This is a genomic window from Patulibacter americanus DSM 16676 (assembly GCF_000420025.1).
Taxonomy (GTDB): domain Bacteria; phylum Actinomycetota; class Thermoleophilia; order Solirubrobacterales; family Solirubrobacteraceae; genus Patulibacter; species Patulibacter americanus.
The window spans coordinates 24,583-42,117 of the sequence record NZ_ATUD01000019.1 but is presented as its reverse complement, the minus strand read 5'-3'; the positions used below and the strand labels follow the sequence as shown (position 1 = coordinate 42,117).

15 protein-coding genes are annotated in these 17,535 nt (G+C 73.8%); 6 read left to right on the top strand and 9 right to left on the bottom strand.

Annotated elements, in window-relative coordinates:
* Both F593_RS0120155 and F593_RS0120150 read left to right on the top strand, forming a co-directional pair.
* Positions 1-283, top strand: a 283-nt coding sequence (locus F593_RS0120155; protein WP_022930548.1) for a superoxide dismutase, incomplete at its 5' end; no start/stop codon positions are given.
* A 330-nt stretch (positions 284-613) separates the two neighbouring features.
* Positions 614-2,113, top strand: coding sequence for a glycoside hydrolase 5 family protein (locus F593_RS0120150; protein WP_022930547.1), 1,500 nt, complete (start codon positions 614-616; stop codon positions 2,111-2,113).
* Positions 2,114-2,169: 56 nt separating this feature from the next.
* Here the strand turns inward: F593_RS0120150 and F593_RS0120145 are convergent, their stop codons facing one another.
* From F593_RS0120145 to F593_RS0120130, 4 genes are read right to left on the bottom strand one after another with little or no spacing between them, the layout of a single operon-like run.
* Positions 2,170-2,595: a MaoC family dehydratase gene (locus F593_RS0120145; RefSeq protein WP_022930546.1), complete on the bottom strand. Its 426-nt coding sequence runs from the start codon at positions 2,593-2,595 to the stop codon at positions 2,170-2,172.
* Positions 2,592-4,124, bottom strand: coding sequence for a class I adenylate-forming enzyme family protein (locus tag F593_RS0120140; RefSeq protein ID WP_022930545.1), 1,533 nt, complete (start codon positions 4,122-4,124; stop codon positions 2,592-2,594). The genes F593_RS0120145 and F593_RS0120140 overlap by 4 nt, the downstream gene beginning before the upstream one ends.
* Positions 4,121-4,771 carry a TetR/AcrR family transcriptional regulator gene (locus F593_RS0120135; protein ID WP_022930544.1) on the bottom strand — a complete coding sequence of 217 codons (651 nt, stop codon included), beginning with the start codon at positions 4,769-4,771 and terminating at the stop codon, positions 4,121-4,123. Before F593_RS0120135 ends, F593_RS0120140 begins: the two co-directional genes overlap by 4 nt.
* Positions 4,768-5,805 (bottom strand): alpha/beta hydrolase, encoded by a 1,038-nt coding sequence (locus tag F593_RS0120130; protein WP_022930543.1) that lies wholly within the window; start codon positions 5,803-5,805, stop codon positions 4,768-4,770. Before F593_RS0120130 ends, F593_RS0120135 begins: the two co-directional genes overlap by 4 nt.
* 88 nt (positions 5,806-5,893) lie before the next feature.
* Here F593_RS0120130 and F593_RS0120125 point away from each other — a divergent pair, with 88 nt between their 5' ends.
* On the top strand, positions 5,894-7,126 hold the full coding sequence (locus F593_RS0120125; protein WP_022930542.1) for an esterase/lipase family protein: 1,233 nt from the start codon (positions 5,894-5,896) through the stop codon (positions 7,124-7,126).
* Positions 7,114-7,860: an SDR family NAD(P)-dependent oxidoreductase gene (locus F593_RS0120120; protein WP_022930541.1), complete on the top strand. Its 747-nt coding sequence runs from the start codon at positions 7,114-7,116 to the stop codon at positions 7,858-7,860. Before F593_RS0120125 ends, F593_RS0120120 begins: the two co-directional genes overlap by 13 nt.
* A gap of 85 nt (positions 7,861-7,945) precedes the next feature.
* On the opposite strand, the gene ispG is transcribed toward F593_RS0120120, so the two are convergent.
* Positions 7,946-9,226, bottom strand: coding sequence for a flavodoxin-dependent (E)-4-hydroxy-3-methylbut-2-enyl-diphosphate synthase (ispG, locus tag F593_RS27035; protein WP_022930540.1), 1,281 nt, complete (start codon positions 9,224-9,226; stop codon positions 7,946-7,948).
* Positions 9,227-9,324: 98 nt separating this feature from the next.
* Here ispG and F593_RS28935 point away from each other — a divergent pair, with 98 nt between their 5' ends.
* Together F593_RS28935 and F593_RS0120105 are read left to right on the top strand one after the other, a co-directional pair.
* On the top strand, positions 9,325-9,948 hold the full coding sequence (locus tag F593_RS28935) for a class I SAM-dependent methyltransferase (protein WP_022930539.1): 624 nt from the start codon (positions 9,325-9,327) through the stop codon (positions 9,946-9,948).
* 49 nt (positions 9,949-9,997) lie between these two features.
* Entirely contained in the window at positions 9,998-11,416 is a 1,419-nt protein-coding gene (locus F593_RS0120105) for a hypothetical protein (RefSeq protein ID WP_022930538.1), read from the top strand.
* Between the two features lie 118 nt (positions 11,417-11,534).
* On the opposite strand, the gene F593_RS0120100 is transcribed toward F593_RS0120105, so the two are convergent.
* The 4 genes from F593_RS0120100 to dxr form a co-directional block, all read right to left on the bottom strand.
* A complete protein-coding gene (locus F593_RS0120100; RefSeq protein WP_022930537.1) occupies positions 11,535-12,995 on the bottom strand; it encodes an APC family permease in 1,461 nt (486 codons plus the stop codon).
* A gap of 165 nt (positions 12,996-13,160) precedes the next feature.
* Entirely contained in the window at positions 13,161-14,978 is a 1,818-nt protein-coding gene (locus tag F593_RS0120095; protein WP_245540835.1) for an AMP-dependent synthetase/ligase, read from the bottom strand.
* Positions 14,979-15,066: 88 nt separating this feature from the next.
* A complete protein-coding gene (locus tag F593_RS0120090; protein WP_022930535.1) occupies positions 15,067-16,212 on the bottom strand; it encodes a M50 family metallopeptidase in 1,146 nt (381 codons plus the stop codon).
* Positions 16,213-16,314: 102 nt separating this feature from the next.
* On the bottom strand, positions 16,315-17,499 hold the full coding sequence (gene dxr, locus F593_RS0120085; RefSeq protein ID WP_022930534.1) for a 1-deoxy-D-xylulose-5-phosphate reductoisomerase: 1,185 nt from the start codon (positions 17,497-17,499) through the stop codon (positions 16,315-16,317).
* Between the last annotated feature and the right edge of the window lie 36 nt (positions 17,500-17,535).

The following is a 17,535-nucleotide window of genomic DNA, read 5'->3' as shown; positions in this document are numbered from 1 at the left end:
CGCGTTCGGCTCCTTCGACGAGTTCAAGAGCCAGTTCGAGGCCGCCGGCGTCGCGCGCTTCGGCTCCGGCTGGGTCTGGCTCGTCAAGGGCGACTCCGGCGTGGAGATCATCACCACCCCGAACCAGGACACCCCGCTGGCGGAGGGCAAGACCCCGCTGCTGGGCAACGACGTCTGGGAGCACGCCTACTACCTCAAGTACCAGAACCGTCGCCCGGAGTACCTCAAGGCGTTCTGGAACGTCGTCAACTGGGCCAGGGTCGCCGAGCGCTTCGCCGCCTAGTCCCCGGGGGCCGCTCGCCGGCCCCCACGCCCGGCGCCGTCCGGCGCCGGGCCCGGACCCCCTGCGGGTGCCCCGTGCCGCGCCGACGTCCAGAGCGGCCCGGCCCGAGACGCACGGGGTGGGGCCCGCTCCCCATGCGGGTGCCCCGTGCCGCGCCGACGTCCTGAGCGGCCCGGCCCGAGACGCACGGGGTGGGGCCCGCTCCCTTTCCTTTCTCCCCGGCGCACCTTTCCGGTGTCTGTCGTGTTTCCATGTGTCCGACCCCGCCGCGCGGGTGCGGCCCGCCGTGGGCCGCGCAGGTGCGGCCCGCTCCCCGAGGAACACCGTCAGATGCACCCCTTCTCCCTCCGCACGGCGCTCGCCGCCGCCGCGGCCGTGCTGCTGGCGCTGCCCGCGGGCGCCGCCGCGTCCCCGTCCGTGGAGATCGGGCTGGCCGACGAGAACGTGCTGAAGGGCCAGATCGACGGTCAGCCCGTGCCCGGCGGCACCGACGCCGTCGTGGCCCAGTGGAAGGCGCACGGGGTGCAGGACGTGCGCATCTTCGCCAAGTGGGACGACTTCGCCCCAAAGCCGGACGATACGAAGATGCCCGCCGGCTTCGTCGGGGACGACCCCGCGGCGTACGACCTGAGCGCGCTGGACCGCCGGATCGACGCCGTGGTCAAGCACGACCTGAACGTGACCCTCGTGATCACCGGCCCGGGTCCCGTCTGGGGATCGATCGAGCCGGCCCGCCTCAACCGCGCCTGGAAGCCGTCGCCCAAGCTGTTCGGCGACTTCGCCACCGCGATCGCCAAGCACGTCGGCGCACGGGTGAACCGCTACATCGTGTGGAACGAGCCGAACCAGAAGAGCTGGCTCCAGCCGCAGAACAGCTGCGTCGTCGCCAAGAACGGCATCACCAACATCTGCTCGCCCGTCGCGCCCCACCTGTACCGCGAGCTCGCGCAGGCGGGGTACAGCGCGATCAACGCCGCGGACCCGAAGGCCCGGGTCGCGGTCGGTGCGACGTCGTCGACGGGCCTGCGGCTGGCGAAGAGCACCAACTCCACCACCCAGCCGCTGCCGTTCCTGCGCACGATGGCGTGCGTCTCGAGCCGCTACCGGCCGATCAAGTCCGGCGAGTGCAAGGACTTCAAGGCGGTGACGGGCGACGCCCTCGCCTACCACCCGCACTCCAAGCGCCTCATGCCCGGCGAGCGGGATCCGGACAAGAACAACGCCCGCATGGGCGACCTCGACCGGCTGACCGGCGTGATCGACAAGCTGACGGCGAAGAAGCGGCTGAAGGTGGCGCACGCCAAGAAGCTCCCGCTGTGGCTCGACGAGTACGGCTTCGAGACCAACCCGCCGGACGAGCAGGGCGACGGCACCGTCGCCCCGAAGAAGGCCGCGGCGTGGGTCCAGTGGGCCGGGGCGATCGCCGCCCGCAACCCGCGGGTCGAGACGCTCACGCAGTACGAGTGGTTCGACGAGCCGACGGGCGACGACGGCCAGCAGTTCAACCGTTGGCAGTCCGGCCTGTACACGGTGACCGGTAAGCCCAAGCCGCTCGCCGCCGTGTTCGCGCACCCGATCTTCGGGTGGCGCACCGGCAACCGCGGCTTCGTCTGGGGCCAGGTCCGTCCGGGCGAGGGCGCCACGAAGGTCCGCCTGCAGCGCAAGTCCGGCAAGAGCTACAAGGCGTACAAGACGGTGAAGACGGACCGCTACGGCACGTTCCAGGTCCGCGTGCCCGCGTCGGCGAGCCACCGCTACCGATTCGTCTACGTCGATCCCACCACGGGCGCCGACGCGACCAGCGGGACGACCACGCTGCGCGAGCAGTAGGGGACCGGGGCCCCGCCCCGCCCCGGCCCAGGCCCGCACGACGGGGTCCGGGCGGCCTACGGCACCAGGCGGAAGATCAACGACGCGACGCAGGCCGGGCGCGGCGAGCCCTCGAGCTCGACCGTCGCTGCCACCACGACGTGCCGCCCGTCCGCGACCGGGTCGTCGGACGCGATCCGGAAGCGCCCGCGGATGCGCGCCCCGACGGGGACCGCCGCGGGCAGCCGCACGCGGTCCACGCCGTAGTTGACGGGGGTGCCCCACCCCCGCTCCCGCGTCAGCTCGTCCCAGAACCGGACGGCGAGCGAGACGGTCAGGAACCCGTGGGCGACCGCCACGCCGTAGGGCCCCGCCGCTGCCAGCTCCGGCGTCACGTGGATGGAGCGCTCGTCGTCCACGGAGCGCGCGAACGCGTCGATCCGGTCCTGCGTCATCGTCAGCCACGCCGAGGGGCCCAGTTCGACGCCCGCCAGGCCGCTCACGCCGTGCCCTCCGCCCGCTCGCGGAGCGCGGCGCGCTGCACCTTGCCCAGGGCCGTCCGCGGCAGCGCCTCGACGACGGCCACGGTGCGCGGCACCTTGAAGGTCGCGAGGCGCTCCGCGGCGAACGCCCGCAGCCCCGCGGGGTCGACCGTGGCACCCGCGGCGGGGACGACGAACGCCGCGCCCGTCTCGCCCCACCGGGCGTCCGGCACGCCGACGACGGCCGCCTCGGCGACCGCGGGATGGGCCGCGAGGACGCGCTCGACCTCGGCCGGCGCGACGTTCTCGCCGCCCGAGATGTAGATCTCCTTGCGCCGCCCGCGGATCGCGTAGCGCCCGGTGGCGTCGCGCTCCGCGAGGTCGCCCGTCAGCAGCCAGCCGCCGGCGAACGTCGCCGCCGTCGCCTCGGGGTCGCGCCAGTAGCCGGGGAACACGCTCGGCCCGCGGACGACGAGCTCCCCCGTGCCGGGCCCCTCGAGCAGACCGCCGCCCTGCGGGTCGCGCAGTGCGACCTCGACGTGCGGGTAGGGCCGCCCGGCCCAGCCGGCGTGGGTCACGGCGTCCTCCGGGGCGAGGCAGAGCACGTTGGGCGCGGCCTCCGTCAGGCCGTACCCCTGGACGATCGCGACGCCCCGGGCGGCGAACGTCGCCAGCAGCGACTCGGGCATCGCGGCCCCACCGACGACGGCGCTGCGCAGCGTGCGCAGGTCGGCGGCGGCGAAGCCCGCCGCGTCGGCCATCGCGGCGTAGTTCGCCGGCACGCCCATCATCGTCGTGACTCCCTCCGAGGCGATCAGCCCAAGCGCGCGCTCCGCGTCGAACCTCCGCTCGAGCACGAGGGTGGCACCGGCCCACAGCGCCAGCAGCGGCTGCACGTTCCAGCCGCCGACGTGGAACTGCGGCAGGACGGCGAGCACGACGTCGTCGTGGCCGATCGGGACGGTCCGGTCGAGCGCCAGGTTCGTCCAGAAGCAGTTGGCGTGCGTGAGGACGGCGCCCTTCGGCCGGCCCGTGGTCCCGGAGGTGTAGACGATGAGGAGCGGGGCGTCGTCCGCGACGGGCTCGTGGACCGCGGCGGCAGCAGGCACGACGCCGTCCCGGGTCCGGTCCGCGAGCGCGTCCAGGCCCTCCCGGTCCAGCGTCGCGGTGGGGACGCCGAGCTCCGCGGCCTTCGCGGCGTGCTCGGGGTCGACGAGCAGCAACGCCGGCTCGGCGTCGCCGAGCTGGTCGCGCAGCTCCGGCACCGTCAGGCGCCAGTTGCACGGCACGAGCGCCAGGCCCGCCTTCGCGCAGGCGAGCAGCAGCTCGACGTGCTCCGGCCGGTTGGCCGTCAGGCTCGCCACGCGGTCGCCCGGCACCAGCCCGCGCGCCCGCAGGCCGGCGGCGAGGCGTTCGCTCCGCGCGTCGAGCGTGCCGTAGGTCGTCGCCTCGCCGTCGCAGCGGATCGCCACGCGCTCGGGCGTGCTGCGCCCGCGGTCGCGGATCCAGCGACCGACCGTGTGCAGGCCGTCGGACGCCCCCGGGCTCACGCCGCGCCGCCCGCGCCGAGGCCGCGCCGGACGAACGCCAGCATCTCCTGGAACGCCTCCTCCGGCAGCTCGGGCGGCGCGTCCGGGTCGGCCCACAGCATCCAGCGCATGCCGAGCAGCTCGCCCATCCCCATCAGGGCCCAGGCGATCACCTCGGGGTCCTGGCGGACGATCTCCCCCGCGTCCATCGCCCGCTCCAGGCCCTGCACGTACCCCTCGGCGATCCGCTCGTAGTGGCGGCGCAGCGCGCCGGGCGAGGCGAACTCCGCCTGCCGGATCACCCGGTAGAGCGCGGGGTGCTCGGCCGTGAACGCGAAGAACGCGCGGAAGCCCCGCTCCTCCACGTCGGCCCGGTCGACCCCGCCGGCGGCGGCCTCCGACATCGCGCGGCGCACGCGCCGGTTGAGGTCGTCGACGACCTCGTCGAAGATCGCCTGCTTGCCGGGGAAGTACACGTAGAACGTGCCCTGGGCGACGCCCGCGGCCTCGGTGATCTTCACGATCGACGCCTCGGGATAGCCGTACGCCGCGAACACCGCCTCGGCCGCGTCGAGCAGCCGGCGGCGCGTGCGGCGGCCCCGGGTCGAGACCTCGCGGCCGTCGGCCGTGGTCGGCGCCGGGCCGTCGTCGACCGTCCAGTCGCTCACGCGCGCACCTCGCGCAGCTGTCCCGCCAGCAGGTCCGCGAACTCCCCGGGGCGCTCCGTGAAGGGGAAGTGCCCGACGCCCTCCCACACGACCTCCCGCACCGCTCCGCCGGCGTCGGCGTAGCGGTCCAGGAGCGCGCGGGTCTGGTCGACCATCGGCTGCGCGGGGAACGCGTCCTCCCCCGGCCAGCCCGGGACGGCGCCGATCGCACCCAGGTGCCCCAGGTCGGTGAGGGAGCCGTTCGCGACGATCGCGTCGGCGGAGCCGCGCAGCCACACCACCGGCGGGCGCGGGTCGATGTCCGCGAACGGCGTCAGGTCGAGCCACCGCGCCGAGATCGCGTTGAGCACGCCGCGCTCGCCGGGCGCGACGCCCGGCCAGTGCTCCGACGTCGCCGTGTCGCCGGGGTAGTGGTCGTCGCCGACGCGGGTGGCGAGGATGCCGTCGAGCAGCAGGTCCTCGTCCCGCACGGCGTCGGGACCGGGGAAGAACAGGGTGCGGACGATCGACCGGGGCGACAGGGGGTCCTCGTCCGTGCGGTCACCGGCCGCGATCCGGCGCACGAGCTCGGGATTCGCCGTCCCGCCGCCCGAGCCGGCCCAGTCCGGGCAGCAGGGCGAGCCGTCCGCGCGGGTCCCGCCGTAGCCGTGCGGGCCGACGGGCGCGACGAGCGTCAGGGAGCGCACGCGCCCGGGGTGGTCGACGGCGAGCTGCATCGCGACCCCACCGCCGAGGGAGTGCCCGGCCACGTGCACCGCGTCGAGCCCGAGGGCGTCGAGGAGCGCCACGAGGTCGTCGGCGTAGTCGCGCAGACCGCGGCGCGCGTCGACCGGGGTGGGCTCCGAGGCGCCGTAGCCGCGCAGGTCCGGAGCGATGCCCCGCACGCCCGCGGGCAGGCGCCCGAGCTGCTCCGCCCACACGGACCCGTCCGAGAGGTTGCCGTGCACGAGCAGCACCGGCTCGCCCTCCCCGGCCTCCCGCACGTGCGTGTCGATCCGCCCGGTCCTGACCGTGCGCGTCGTGATCTCGCCCATCTCCCGCTCCCTTGACGTGGTGGTCCTCGCGGTGCAGTCTAGACATGAATCACCTGTCAGTTTCAACCGTGAAGGACGAGGATCCCCCATGTTCCGACCCCGGGCCCTGCGCGCCGTGCTCCTGGCACTCGCCGCCCTCATCGCCGTCCCGGCCACCGCCGGCGCGACCGCCACCGTCACCCACGAGGCGACGTTCCAGAGCGGCATCCAGAACGGCTGGGAGCGCGTCGACCGCTACCGCGACACGTCCCCCGGGTTCACGACGGAGGCGTACCCGGCCGACGGCCGGGGCGACCAGGTCGGCCAGACCGGCACGTTCTTCGGCGCGGCGAAGCCGGCCTCGTCGAAGTTCCTGCTCTACGCCGCCCCCGGCGCGTCCACGGGCAGCGGCACGCCGGTGCTGCTCGTCCACGGCGCCAACCAGACGGCGGACCAGGCGTGGGCGAACCCCAACGCCAGCGGCCCGTTCGGCTGCGGCGTCGTCTCCTGCCCGAGCACGGGCATGATGCAGGAGCTGTCGTCCCGCGGGAAGCGGGTCTTCGCGATCGGGTTCCCGCACCGGAGCGGCGACGGGTACCACTGGGCGGAGCAGATCCACGACGCGATCACGCTCATCCGCCAGCGCACCGGCGCGGCGAAGGTCGACGTCGTCGGCTGGTCCAAGGGGGCGTTCAACGCCCGGCAGTACGTCTCGTCCGTGCGACGCTCCTGGGGCACGCCCTACGCGGGCGACGTCGGGCAGCTCGTGCTGCTCGGCAACCCGAGCGGCGGCTTCGACTGGGGCTACCGCCACGGCTGGAGCCACGACGCGGCGATCTTCCCCGGCTGCGGCGGATCGCTGAACGCGCCGGCCCCGCACACCGCGATGGTCTGCTTCGGGGCCTGGGACACGCAGACCCAGCTGAGCTACGAGGGCACCGCGTTCCCCGGGGCCGGGCAGATGCTGGCCCGCTGGGACGGGGTCTACCCGCTGTCGACGGGGGAGCAGGACTGGTACACGACCTACTACGGGGGCAACGGCTTCTACACGCGGGGCCGCGGCATCCAGTGGGTCATCGACCGCGACTCGCTCGTCGCGCCGATCCAGGCCGCGGGCACTCCGAGCTCCGTCCCGGTGCGGACCCTGTGCGGCAGCGCGCCGACGATGGCCGGCATGCACAACGAGCACACGGGACCGTCCGACGGCGCGGTGTTCCTCGCGAGCTGCGCGGACGGGGCGGGGATCGCCACGCGCGCCCCGTCGGCCACGCTGCTGCTCAACCACCTGCAGCTGGGCTGGGCGCCCTCGGCGATGTCGACGGTCGCGGGGTGGCTCGGGTGAGCCGGGCGGCCCTCGTCACCGGGGCGGCCGGCGGCATCGGCGCCGCGGTCGTGGCGCAGCTCGTCGCCGACGGCCACGACGTGCTGGCCGTCGACCTGCGGCCGGACCCGGACGGGCCCGGCGTGCCGTTCGCGGCCGACCTGGCGACGCGGGAGGGAAACCGGGCGGCGGTCGGCGCCGCCCTCGAGCGGTTCGGCCGCCTCGACGTCGTGGTCGCCAACGCGGGCCTCCAGCACGTCTCCCCCGTCGAGTCGTTCCCCGAGGACCGCTGGGACGCGCTGCTCGCGCTCATGCTGACCAGCCCGTTCCTGCTCGCCCGCTACGCGTGGCCGGCGCTGCGGGTGTCCGGCGACGCGCGCGTGATCGCGGTCGCCTCGGCGCACGCCCTGGCGGCCTCGCCGTACAAGTCGGCGTACGTCGCGGCCAAGCACGGCGTGCTGGGGCTCGTGAAGACCCTCGCGCTCGAGGGCGCCGACCACGGGATCCTCACCACCGCGGTCTGCCCCGGGTTCGTCCGCACACCCCTGGTCGAGCGGCAGATCGCGGATCAGGCCGAAGCCCACGGGATCCCGGAGGACGAGGTGCTCGAGGGCGTGATCCTGGCCCCGCACGCCGTGAAACGCCTGCTGGAGCCCGAGGAGGTGGCCGGGGTCGTCGGCATGCTCGCCGGCCCGCTCGGCCGCGGGTTCACCGGCGTGCCGGTGACGATGGACCTGGGCTGGACGGCGCGCTGAGGGGTGGCGAGGGCCGGAGCCCCAGTGGGGCGCGGTCCAACGACGGCGGCGGGAAGGCCGGCGCGCGTGGGCGCGCCGGCGCGCCCTACGCCGAGCGGCTGAAGCGCCGGCCGGCGGTCGGCGACGAGGACTCGTCGACGAACGCCTTCTCGGCGACCTCGGCCTCGGCGGCCAGCGTGTCGGCCTGCTCGGCGGCCTTGTCCTTCTCCATCTGGGCGAGGCGCTCCGGCGTCATCGCGGAGAGGTCCTCGTTCTCCGAGAGCCACTGGGTGGCCTCGGCGGCCTCGGCCTCGTTGCGGAGCACCTGCTTGCCCGACGCGTAGTAGCGGTCGATCTCCTTGAACAGCTCGTCGACGAGCTCAGAGGTCTTGACCTTCTTCAGGGGCTCGCCCTTCGAGAAGATCATGCCCGCGTCCTTCGCACCCGTGATGCCGAAGTCGGCGTGGCGCGCCTCGCCGATGCCGTTGACGGCGCAGCCGAGCACGGAGACCTCGATCGGGTCGTCGTAGGCCTGCAGGCGGTGCTCGACCTCCTGCACCACGGAGTCCATGTCGAACTGGAGGCGGCCGCACGTCGGGCAGGCGATGAGGACGGGGCCCTTCTCGCGCAGCTTGAGCGCCTTGAGGATCTCGAACGCGACCTTGACCTCCTCCTCCGCGTGGAAGGTCGAGAGGCTGATGCGCACCGTGTCGCCGATGCCGTCGGCGAGCAGGGTGCCGAGGCCGACGGCGCTCTTGAGCGAGCCCGTCCACTTCGTGCCCGCCTCGGTCACGCCGAGGTGCAGCGGGTAGTCGATGCGCTGCGAGAGCAGGCGGTTGGACGCGATGGTGTTCGGCACCGACGTCGACTTCATCGAGACCTTGAAGTCGCCGAAGTCGAGCGACTCCATGAGCGCCACGGTCTCCTCCGCCGCGGCGACGAGGGCGCCGACCGGGTCGGTGAACTCCATCTCGCGCAGGTGCTTGGGCAGCGAGCCCGAGTTCACGCCCACGCGGATCGGGACCTCGTACTGCTTGGCCGTCGCGACGACCTCGGCGACCTTCTCCGGGCCGCCGATGTTGCCCGGGTTCAGCCGGATGCAGTGCGCGCCGGCCTCGATCGCCTTGATCGCGAGCGTGTGGTTGAAGTGGATGTCGGCGATGATCGGGATCGGCGAGTCGCGCACGATCGTCTTCAGCGCCTCGACGTCCTCGTTCCGGGGGACGGCGACGCGAACGAGATCGGCCCCGGCCTCGGCGACACGATGGATCTGCGCCATCGTCTCGGGCAGGTTGGCCGTCTCGGTCTTCGTCATCGTCTGGACGGCGACGGGGGCGCCGCCGCCGATCAGGACGTCACCGACGCGGATCTGACGCTTGGAGGACACAACAGCGATTGTACGCCCCTTCGCGTGTGCGCCCGTCACGGGACCGTGAAGGCTTCGGGACGGCCCCCCGGCACCCCCGCCGACTAGCCTCCCGTGGCGTGAGCCGCCCGACCTCCGACGTCTACGCGACCGCCCGGGGCCCCCTGGCCCGGGTCGCCGGCCCGATCGCGGCCCGCCTGCGGGCCCGCCGCCACGGCCTGGTGTTCGCGCTGACGGGCGCCCGCCCCGGCGACCGGGTGCTCGACGTCGGCTGCGGCACCCTGGGCCTGCGCGCGCAGGAGCCCGACCTCGACATCACCGGCGTGGACCTCGTGGACCGGCCGACGTACCCCGGCCCGTTCGTCCGCGCCGACGCCACCCTGCGGCTGCCGTTCCAGGACGGGGAGTTCGACCTCGTCTACGCGAGCTCGGTCGTGGAGCACATCCCCCCGCACCGCCGCGCGGCGTTCGCCCGGGAGCTGGCGCGCGTCGGGCGCGGCCTCTACGTGCAGACCCCGGCGTTCTCGTTCCCCGTCGAGCCCCACGCCCTGCTGCCCGTCGCCCACTGGCTGCCGGCCGCGGTGCGCAAGCCCTACTGGCGCCTCGGTGCCCAGGGCCACTGGGAGGACGTGCACCTGCTCCGCCGCGGCGAGGTCACGGCGCTGTTCCCCGGCGCCGACGTGCACCCCGAGCGGGTCGGCCCGCTCACGAAGAGCTGGATCGCCGTTCGCACGGTGCGCTGAGCTCCGACGACGGGGGCGTACGGCGGACGCGACGGCTAGGGTGCGCCGCATGCGCGTGTCCCGTGGTGTCCCACCGTTCCTGAACCGCCGACGCGTGATGACGGCCGCGGCCGTCGTCGCGTCCGGCGGCCTCGTGACCGTCGCGATGGCCGCCGGGCCCGTCGTCTACTCCGAGTACACGCAGAGCGGGGAGCGCGAGTCGCGGCTCGCCCTCCCCGACGGCGCCGGGGACGTCAAGCTGCCGCGCACGACCGCCGCCGCCACCGTGTCCCCCGACGGCCGCCGCATCGCGCAGGTCGGGGCCACCCGCACCGCCACGCGCAAGGACGCGCGCTACGCCTCGTGGCTCCGCGTCACGGACGCGCGGGGCGGCTCCCGGGTCACCGTCGTCGAGGAGCGCGCCGCCGGAGCCGGCCAGCCGCCGCGGCGCGTCATCGGCGGGCGCCCCGTGTGGTCGCCCGACGGCTCGCAGGTGCTCGTGCAGGTCACGAGCCTCACCGAGGGCAGCTACGGCCGCACGGAGCGTCTGCGCTGCGTCGTCGACACGAAGGCCTGCTCGCCGGCGGGGCGTCTGCCCGACGACGGCGAGCCCGCCACCTTCGGCACGGACGTCGTGGCCTGGCAGGCCACGCAGGGCCCGCTGCGGTGGGAGGCGCCGGCGCCGGTCCGCGGGGCCGTTCCGGTCCGCTGCGGCGGGGGAGCCGGCCGCACCCCGATGCCGCAGGCGACCGTCGCCCCGATCGATCCGGCCGGCGGGTTCGGGGCGCCCCTGCGCCTGCGCGGCGTCGTCGGCAGCTTCGAGTCCGACGTCTACCCCACCACCGCGGGCGTCGCCGCCGTCGCGGACGGGACCGTCGCCTTCGACCTGCCCGACGCCGTCACGGTCCGGGGTCGTCTGCGCTGCTCGCGTCGGTCCTCGAGCTACCGCACGACGGTGAGCCTGGGCCTGCCCCGGCTGCGCCTGCGCACCGGGGGCCAGGACGTCGTCCTGCCGACACCGCCCGGGCTGCGGCGGGGCGAGGGCCTGACGCTGCTGACGCTGAGCGACGGTGGGGCCGTCCTCCTCACCCGCCCGACCGTCACCGCCAGCCCCGGTACGGTCTCGTGCGGCCGCGGGGGCCGCGTGCGACGGTGCTACCCCGAGTCCGACCTCTCCCTCGAGGACCCGTACTACGAGGATGACGAGACGGCCAGCGGATTCGCGCAGCGCGCCTGGCGCCTGCGTCCCGGTGCACGCGCCTTCGAGCGCGTGACGACCGCCTCGCGTGCGGCCCTGCGGACCCTGAAGGCCTCCGAGGGCCTCGTCCCTGCTGACGGCAACGCCGTGCTCGCGGTCTCGGAGGAGCGGATCGAGCGGGTGCCGCTGGACGGCGGGGCGCCGACCACCGTGGTCCGCGGCCGGCGACTCGCGCTCGAGCTGGGCGGGGACGGCGACACCGCGATGGCCGCCGAGGGCTACGGCCGCTGACCGGGGCGCGGCGCCGGCGGGGTGGGCGCCGCGCCGACCGGGGTGGGCGCCGCGCCGACCGGGGTCGGCGCCGCGCCGACCGGGGTGGGCGCCGACCCGGCGCCCACCCGGCGACCGCTCAAGAGCGGTGGTCGTCCGGGTTCTCGATGCGCTGGATCGCCTGCGTGTCGAAGCGGCCGGGGCCGTCGCCGTCGGCGTTGTTCTTCGCCACGACGTTCGCGAGCCAGAAGATGACGCCGAGGCCGAGCAGGCCCGCGACGAACCCGAGCTGCACCGGCTTCGTGACCAGGGTGTAGAGCGCCAACGACGCGGACGCGACCGCTCCGACGGCCGGCAGCATCGAGGGCGTCACGAAGTGGTCGTGGGAGACCGGCCGCGCGCGGAGCTTGAGCACCGCGACGTTGACGATCGCGAACACGATCAAGAGCAGCGTCGCCGTCGTGCCGCCCAGGTCGCCGAGACCGCCGCTGCGCAGCGTGCCGACCGTCGCCAGGATGAGGGCGAGGAAGGTGGTGAACAGGATGGCGTTCAAGGGCGTCTGGCGGCCGCGCAGGACCCGGCTGAAGACGCCCGGCACGATGCCCTCGCGGCTCATGCCGTACGTGAGGCGGGAGGCCATGATCATGTTGATGAGCGCGCCGTTGGCGAGCGCGAACAGGCCGATGATCGTGAAGACCTTCTCGTCGACGCCGATCGGGCCGAGCTGGGCGAGCTCGATGAGCGCCGTGTTCTCCAGCTCGCCGGCACCGTCCGTCGCCAGCAGCGTCGCGGGCGGTACGACCGCCGGGGCCAGGATGCCGAGCACGACGTAGAGCAGGCCGGCGATGCCGAGCCCGAGGAACAGCGCGCGGGGGTAGTCGCGACCGGGGTTCTCGGCCTCCTCCGCGATGTTCACGGAGTCCTCGAAGCCGATCACCGCGTAGAACGCGAGCGCGGTCGATGCCAGCAGCGCCGGGATCAAGGCCTCGCCGCCGTCGATGCCGCCGGCCTTGACCTCGAACGCCCGACCGATGTCGCCGTCGCCCGCGCCGAGCGCCACGAAGCCGATGATGATCACCAGGATCAGGCCGCCGACCTCGATGACGGACAGCACGGCGTTGGCGCCGACGGACTCCTTGATGCCGCGGATGTTGATCGCCATCACGACGAGGAAGAAGATGAGCACGACGACGAGCGCCGGCACGGCGCCCACGAGCTCACCGAAGTAGTTCTTGGCGAACGCGATCGACAGGGTCGCCGCCGAGGCGATGCCGGAGCACATCACCGCGAACGCCACCATGAAGGTGAGGAACGGGATGCCGAACGCGCGGTTCGTGTAGAGCGCAGCACCCGCGGCCTGCGGGAACTTCGTCACGAGCTCGGCGTAGGAGGCGGCGGTGAAGCCCGCGAGCACCAGGGCGATGAGCATCGGCAGCCAGATGGCGCCGCCGACCTCGAGTCCGACTTGTCCGGCGAGGGCGTAGATGCCGCCGCCGAGGATGTCGCCGACGATGAACAGCAGCAGCATGTTCTTCGTCACCGCCCGCTTCAGCGGCGGGTCGGACGACGGTGGTACGGCGGCGTTCGGTGCGGTGGCCATGCGGTTCTCTCCGGGGGGACGGCGCCCGGCCAGGGCGGCCGGGCGGATGCTTGTGGGTAGGCAAGCTCTCACACCCGCCCGACGCGTGCCAGCGCGCCATGTCCCGACCGGCACCCCCGGGAGTTCGACAGCGGGAGCAGCCGGGTCGGCCGCCCCCGCTCGACCTCAGGCGTAGAGCGCGTCGATCGCCGCGGCGTACTTCTCGCCGATCGGCTTGCGCTTGAGCTTCATCGTCGGGGTGAGCTCGTCGCCGCCGGGCAGCCAGTCCCCGCGGACGACCTCGAAGCGCTTGACCTGCTCGACCCGCGAGAGCCGCTCGTTCGCCGCTGCGATCCCGCGCTCGAGCTCCGCGAGCACGGCGGGGTGCTCCGCGAGCACCGCGAGGTCGGTCTCCTCGATGCCGTTGGCCTTGGCCCACGCGGGCGCCATGTCCGCGTCGAGCACGATCAGCGCGGTGTTGTACGGGCGGGCGTCGCCGATGACGCAGACCTGGCCGACGAGCGGGTGCGCCGTCTTCACCGTCGCCTCGATGTTCGCCGGCGACATGTTCTTGCCGCTGGCGTTGATGATCAGCTCCTTCTTGCGGTCGATGATCCAGAGGTAGCCGTCCTCGTCGACCCGTCCGACGTCGCCCGTCCGGTACCAGCCGTCCTCGTCGAGGGCCTCCTGCGTCTTGTCCGGCAGGTTGCGGTAGCCGCGCATGACGGGCTCGCCGCGCAGCAGCACCTCGCCGTCCTCCTCGAGCTTGAGCTCCATCCCGGGGACGGGCGGGCCGACGCTTCCGATCTTGATGCGGTCGGGCGGGTTCAGCGTGCCGCAGGCGCAGGTCTCCGACATCCCCCAGATCTCGGCGACCGGGATCCCCAGCGCGTGGAAGAACTCGATGACCGAGGGCGGCGTGGGAGCCGCGCCGACGTTGACGGACTCCGCCTGGTCCAGCCCGAGCATCGCCCGCAGCGGCGCGAAGATCTTCTCGTCGGCCGCCGCGACGGCCGCCTCGAGCTCGTCGGGCACCGGCTCGCCGGCCTGCAGCAGCCGCACGCGCTTCGTCGCCGCGGCGATCGCCTCCGTCACCGGGGCGCGGGCCTCCTCGGGCTGCGCGGCCAGCATCGCCTCGAGGCCCGCCTTCATCTTCTCCCAGATCCGCGGCACTGCGAAGAACCAGGTCGGGTGCACGGCCTGCAGGTACGCCGCCACCTGCTTGGGGTCGGGGCACACCGTGATCTCGAGCCCGAACATCAGCGGCGCGTAGAGGTGCGCGCCGCGCTCGGCGATGTGGGCGTTGGGCAGCCACGAGATCACCCGTCCCCCGCGCTTGAGGCTCGCGACGGAGCCGATGTTGCGCATGGCGGCCAGCTCGTTGCGGTGCGTGAGCTCGACGCCCTTGGGCGGGCCCGTCGTGCCGGACGTGTAGATCAGCGTCAGCAGGTCGTCGGGCTGCAGCGCGGCCTCCTCGGCGCGCGCGTCGAAGCCGGGCGCGGCCCGTGCCACGACGTCGTCGAGCGTGAGGACGTCCTCGTCGCCGGGCTCCGCGTCCACGACCACCACGTGGCGCAGACCGGGCAGCTCGCCGCGGGCCTTGAGCACGCCGGGGGCGTACATGCGCTCCGTGACGAGGACGCCGATCTCGGCGTCCTGGGCCACGTAGGCGATCTGCTCGGGCGACGACGTCTGGTAGAGCGAGACGGGCACGCCGCCGTCGATCATCGTGGCCAGGTCGACGAGCAGGACCTCGGGCCGGTTGTTCAGGAGCAGGCCGACGGTGTGGCCGCGCTCCACCCCCAGACCGCGCAGCCCGGCGGCGAGGCGGTCGGCGCGGTCGGCGACCTCGCGCCAGGTCCACGAGACCTCGTCGTCCTTCGTGCGCACCAGCACCTGCTCCGGGTGCTGCTCCAGTCCGAGGCGGAAGGCCTCGAGCATCGTCCCGACCGCGGTCGCGGCGTCCGTCGTCCCCATGCTGCTCTCCCCTGTGGCGGAGCCCATTCCTACCACCGGAGTTGGCGCGGCGCCACTCGAGTTGGCCAGCCAGCCAGGCACACCCGCGCGACGGGGCCACGGCCCCTCCGCGGGGTCAGCGCACCTGTTGGGCGGCGGTCCCGTCCATGAACCGCCCGATGTCGTTCGTCAATCCGAGCGCGAACAGCGCCAGCACGAGGGCGAAGCCGACGACGCTCGCGCGCTCGAGCCAGGTGAACGGGATCGGCCGGCCGCGGACCTTCTCCGCCAGCGCCCAGAAGATGTGTCCGCCGTCGAGCGGCAGGAACGGCGCGAGGTTGATGATCGCCAGGGACAGCGAGACCACGGCGAGCAGCACGAACGCCTTCGTCGCGCTGAACTCGATCGTCCGCCGGGTCGCGTCGTACGCCCCGACGACGGAGCCGATCTCCTTGCGCGCCTCGGAGTCGTAGAAGATCTTGACGATCGCCTTCGCCGTCGACGAGGTGACGAACCAGATGTAGTCCGGCGTGGCGCTGGCGGCCGCTCCGACGTTCGAGGACAGGAACTCCGTGCCGTACTCGATGCCGAGCAGGTTGCGGCGTTCCTTCTCCCCCGTCAGCGGGTTGCGCACCTCGGTCAGTCGCGGGCGCACGTCGACGGTCTGCACGCGGCCGTCGCGCTCGATAGTGACCCGTGCGGGCGTCGCGGCCGAGCAGCCGAGCTTCGCGGAGGACGGCGCGCAGGCGTGGCTGTTGACCGCGGCCGTGAGCGCCGTGCGGCGGGCATCGGCGTTCTTCGCGTCCAGCGTCGAGGTCCACCCCTCCGCGCCGTCGATCCGCAGGATGCGGTCGTCGGGCTGCAGCACGCCGACGGCGGCGCTGTCCTTCGACACGGCGTTGACCACCGGCGCGATCCGGGGCAGGCCCGAGATGGAGTAGACCGCGAAGATGATGAGGAACGCCAGGACGACGTTCACCGCCGGCCCCGCGGCGATGACGAAGACGCGCTTCCACACCTTCTGGCGGTAGTAGGCGCGCGGGAGCACCTCGGCGGGCAGCTCCTCCCGCGGGTCCATCCCGCTGATCTTCACGTAGCCGCCGGCCGGGATCCACCCGATGGCGTACTCCGTCTCGCCGCGGCGCGTGCTCCAGAGCGGCTTGCCGAAGAAGAGCGAGAACTTCTCGACCCGCATCCCGACGGCCTTGGCGGCGGCGAAGTGCCCGACCTCGTGCAGCACGATGAGCACGGCGAAGCCGACGAAGGCGAGGACCCATGACACAGCGGACAGGGTGGCAGACGGTCCTGACCGGCGCGTAAGGGCCGGACGTGCGGGTTCCGAGGCGCTCGGGCGCCCGCGACCGCCGGCTGCGCCGCGGCGGCCCTAGGCGCGCTCGGCGACCAGGGCGGTCGCGACGTCGCGGGCCTCCCGGTCGGCGGCGTACAGCGCGTCGAAGGCGTGCACGGGCGTGGCCTCCACCCGGTTGAGTGTCTCCTCCACGATCTCGGCGATCTCGAGGAACCCCACCGCGCCGGAGAGGAACGCGTGGACCGCCACCTCGTTGGCGGCGTTGAGCACGCACGGCGCGGTGCCGCCCGCCCGGCCGGCCTCGCGGGCCAGCGGCAGGCAGCGGAACGTCTCCTCGTCCGCCCGCTCGAAGGTCAGCTGCCCGACCTCGGCGAGGTCGAGGGGGCGCATCGGGATCGGCCGTCGCTCGGGGTGGTGCAGCGCGAAGGCGATCGGGGCCTTCATGTCGGGGTGGCCGAGGTGCGCGAGCGCGGCGCCGTCGTTCAGCGTCACGTAGGAGTGCACGATGGACTGCGGGTGCACGACGACGTCGATGCGGTCGTAGCCCGTGCCGAAGAGATGCTGGGCCTCGATGACCTCGAGCCCCTTGTTCATCAGGGTGGCCGAGTCGATCGTGATCTTGCCGCCCATCGCCCAGGTGGGGTGCTTCAGGGCCTGCTCGACGCCGACCCTCGCGAGCTCCTCGCGGGTGCGCCCGCGGAACGGGCCGCCGGACGCCGTCAGCACGAGCCGCTCGATCGTCCCCGCCTCGCGCGCGGCGGAGGTGCCGGTCCGCGACTCGGCCTGGATGAGCTGCCAGAGCGCGGAGTGCTCGGAGTCGACGGGCAGGATCCGCGCCCCGGTCGCCTCGGCGAGCTGCATGACGAGCTCGCCGCCGACGACGAGCGACTCCTTGTTGGCGAGCGCGAGGTCGATCCCCTCGCCGAGCGTCGCGACCGTCGGACCGAGGCCGGCCGCGCCGACGAGCGCGTTCAGGACCAGATCGGCGCCCGACTCGAGCACCATCCGGACGAGCCCCTCGGGGCCCTGGAGCACCTCGCCGTCGGTCCACGCCTCCCCCGCCCGCGCGGCGGCGTCGGCGTCGGCGAGCGCGATCCGCGTGACGCCGTGCTCGCGTGCCTGCGCCACGACGGACTCCCACTGCCGCGCGGCGGCGAGCCCGACGATCTCGAACGTGCCCTCCGGCGCGGCGGCGACGACCTCGAGCGCCTGCGTCCCGATCGAGCCGGTGGATCCGAGGATGAGGAGGCGGCGAGGCATGACGCGGACACCCTGCCAGATGCGCCCAAAGGGCGC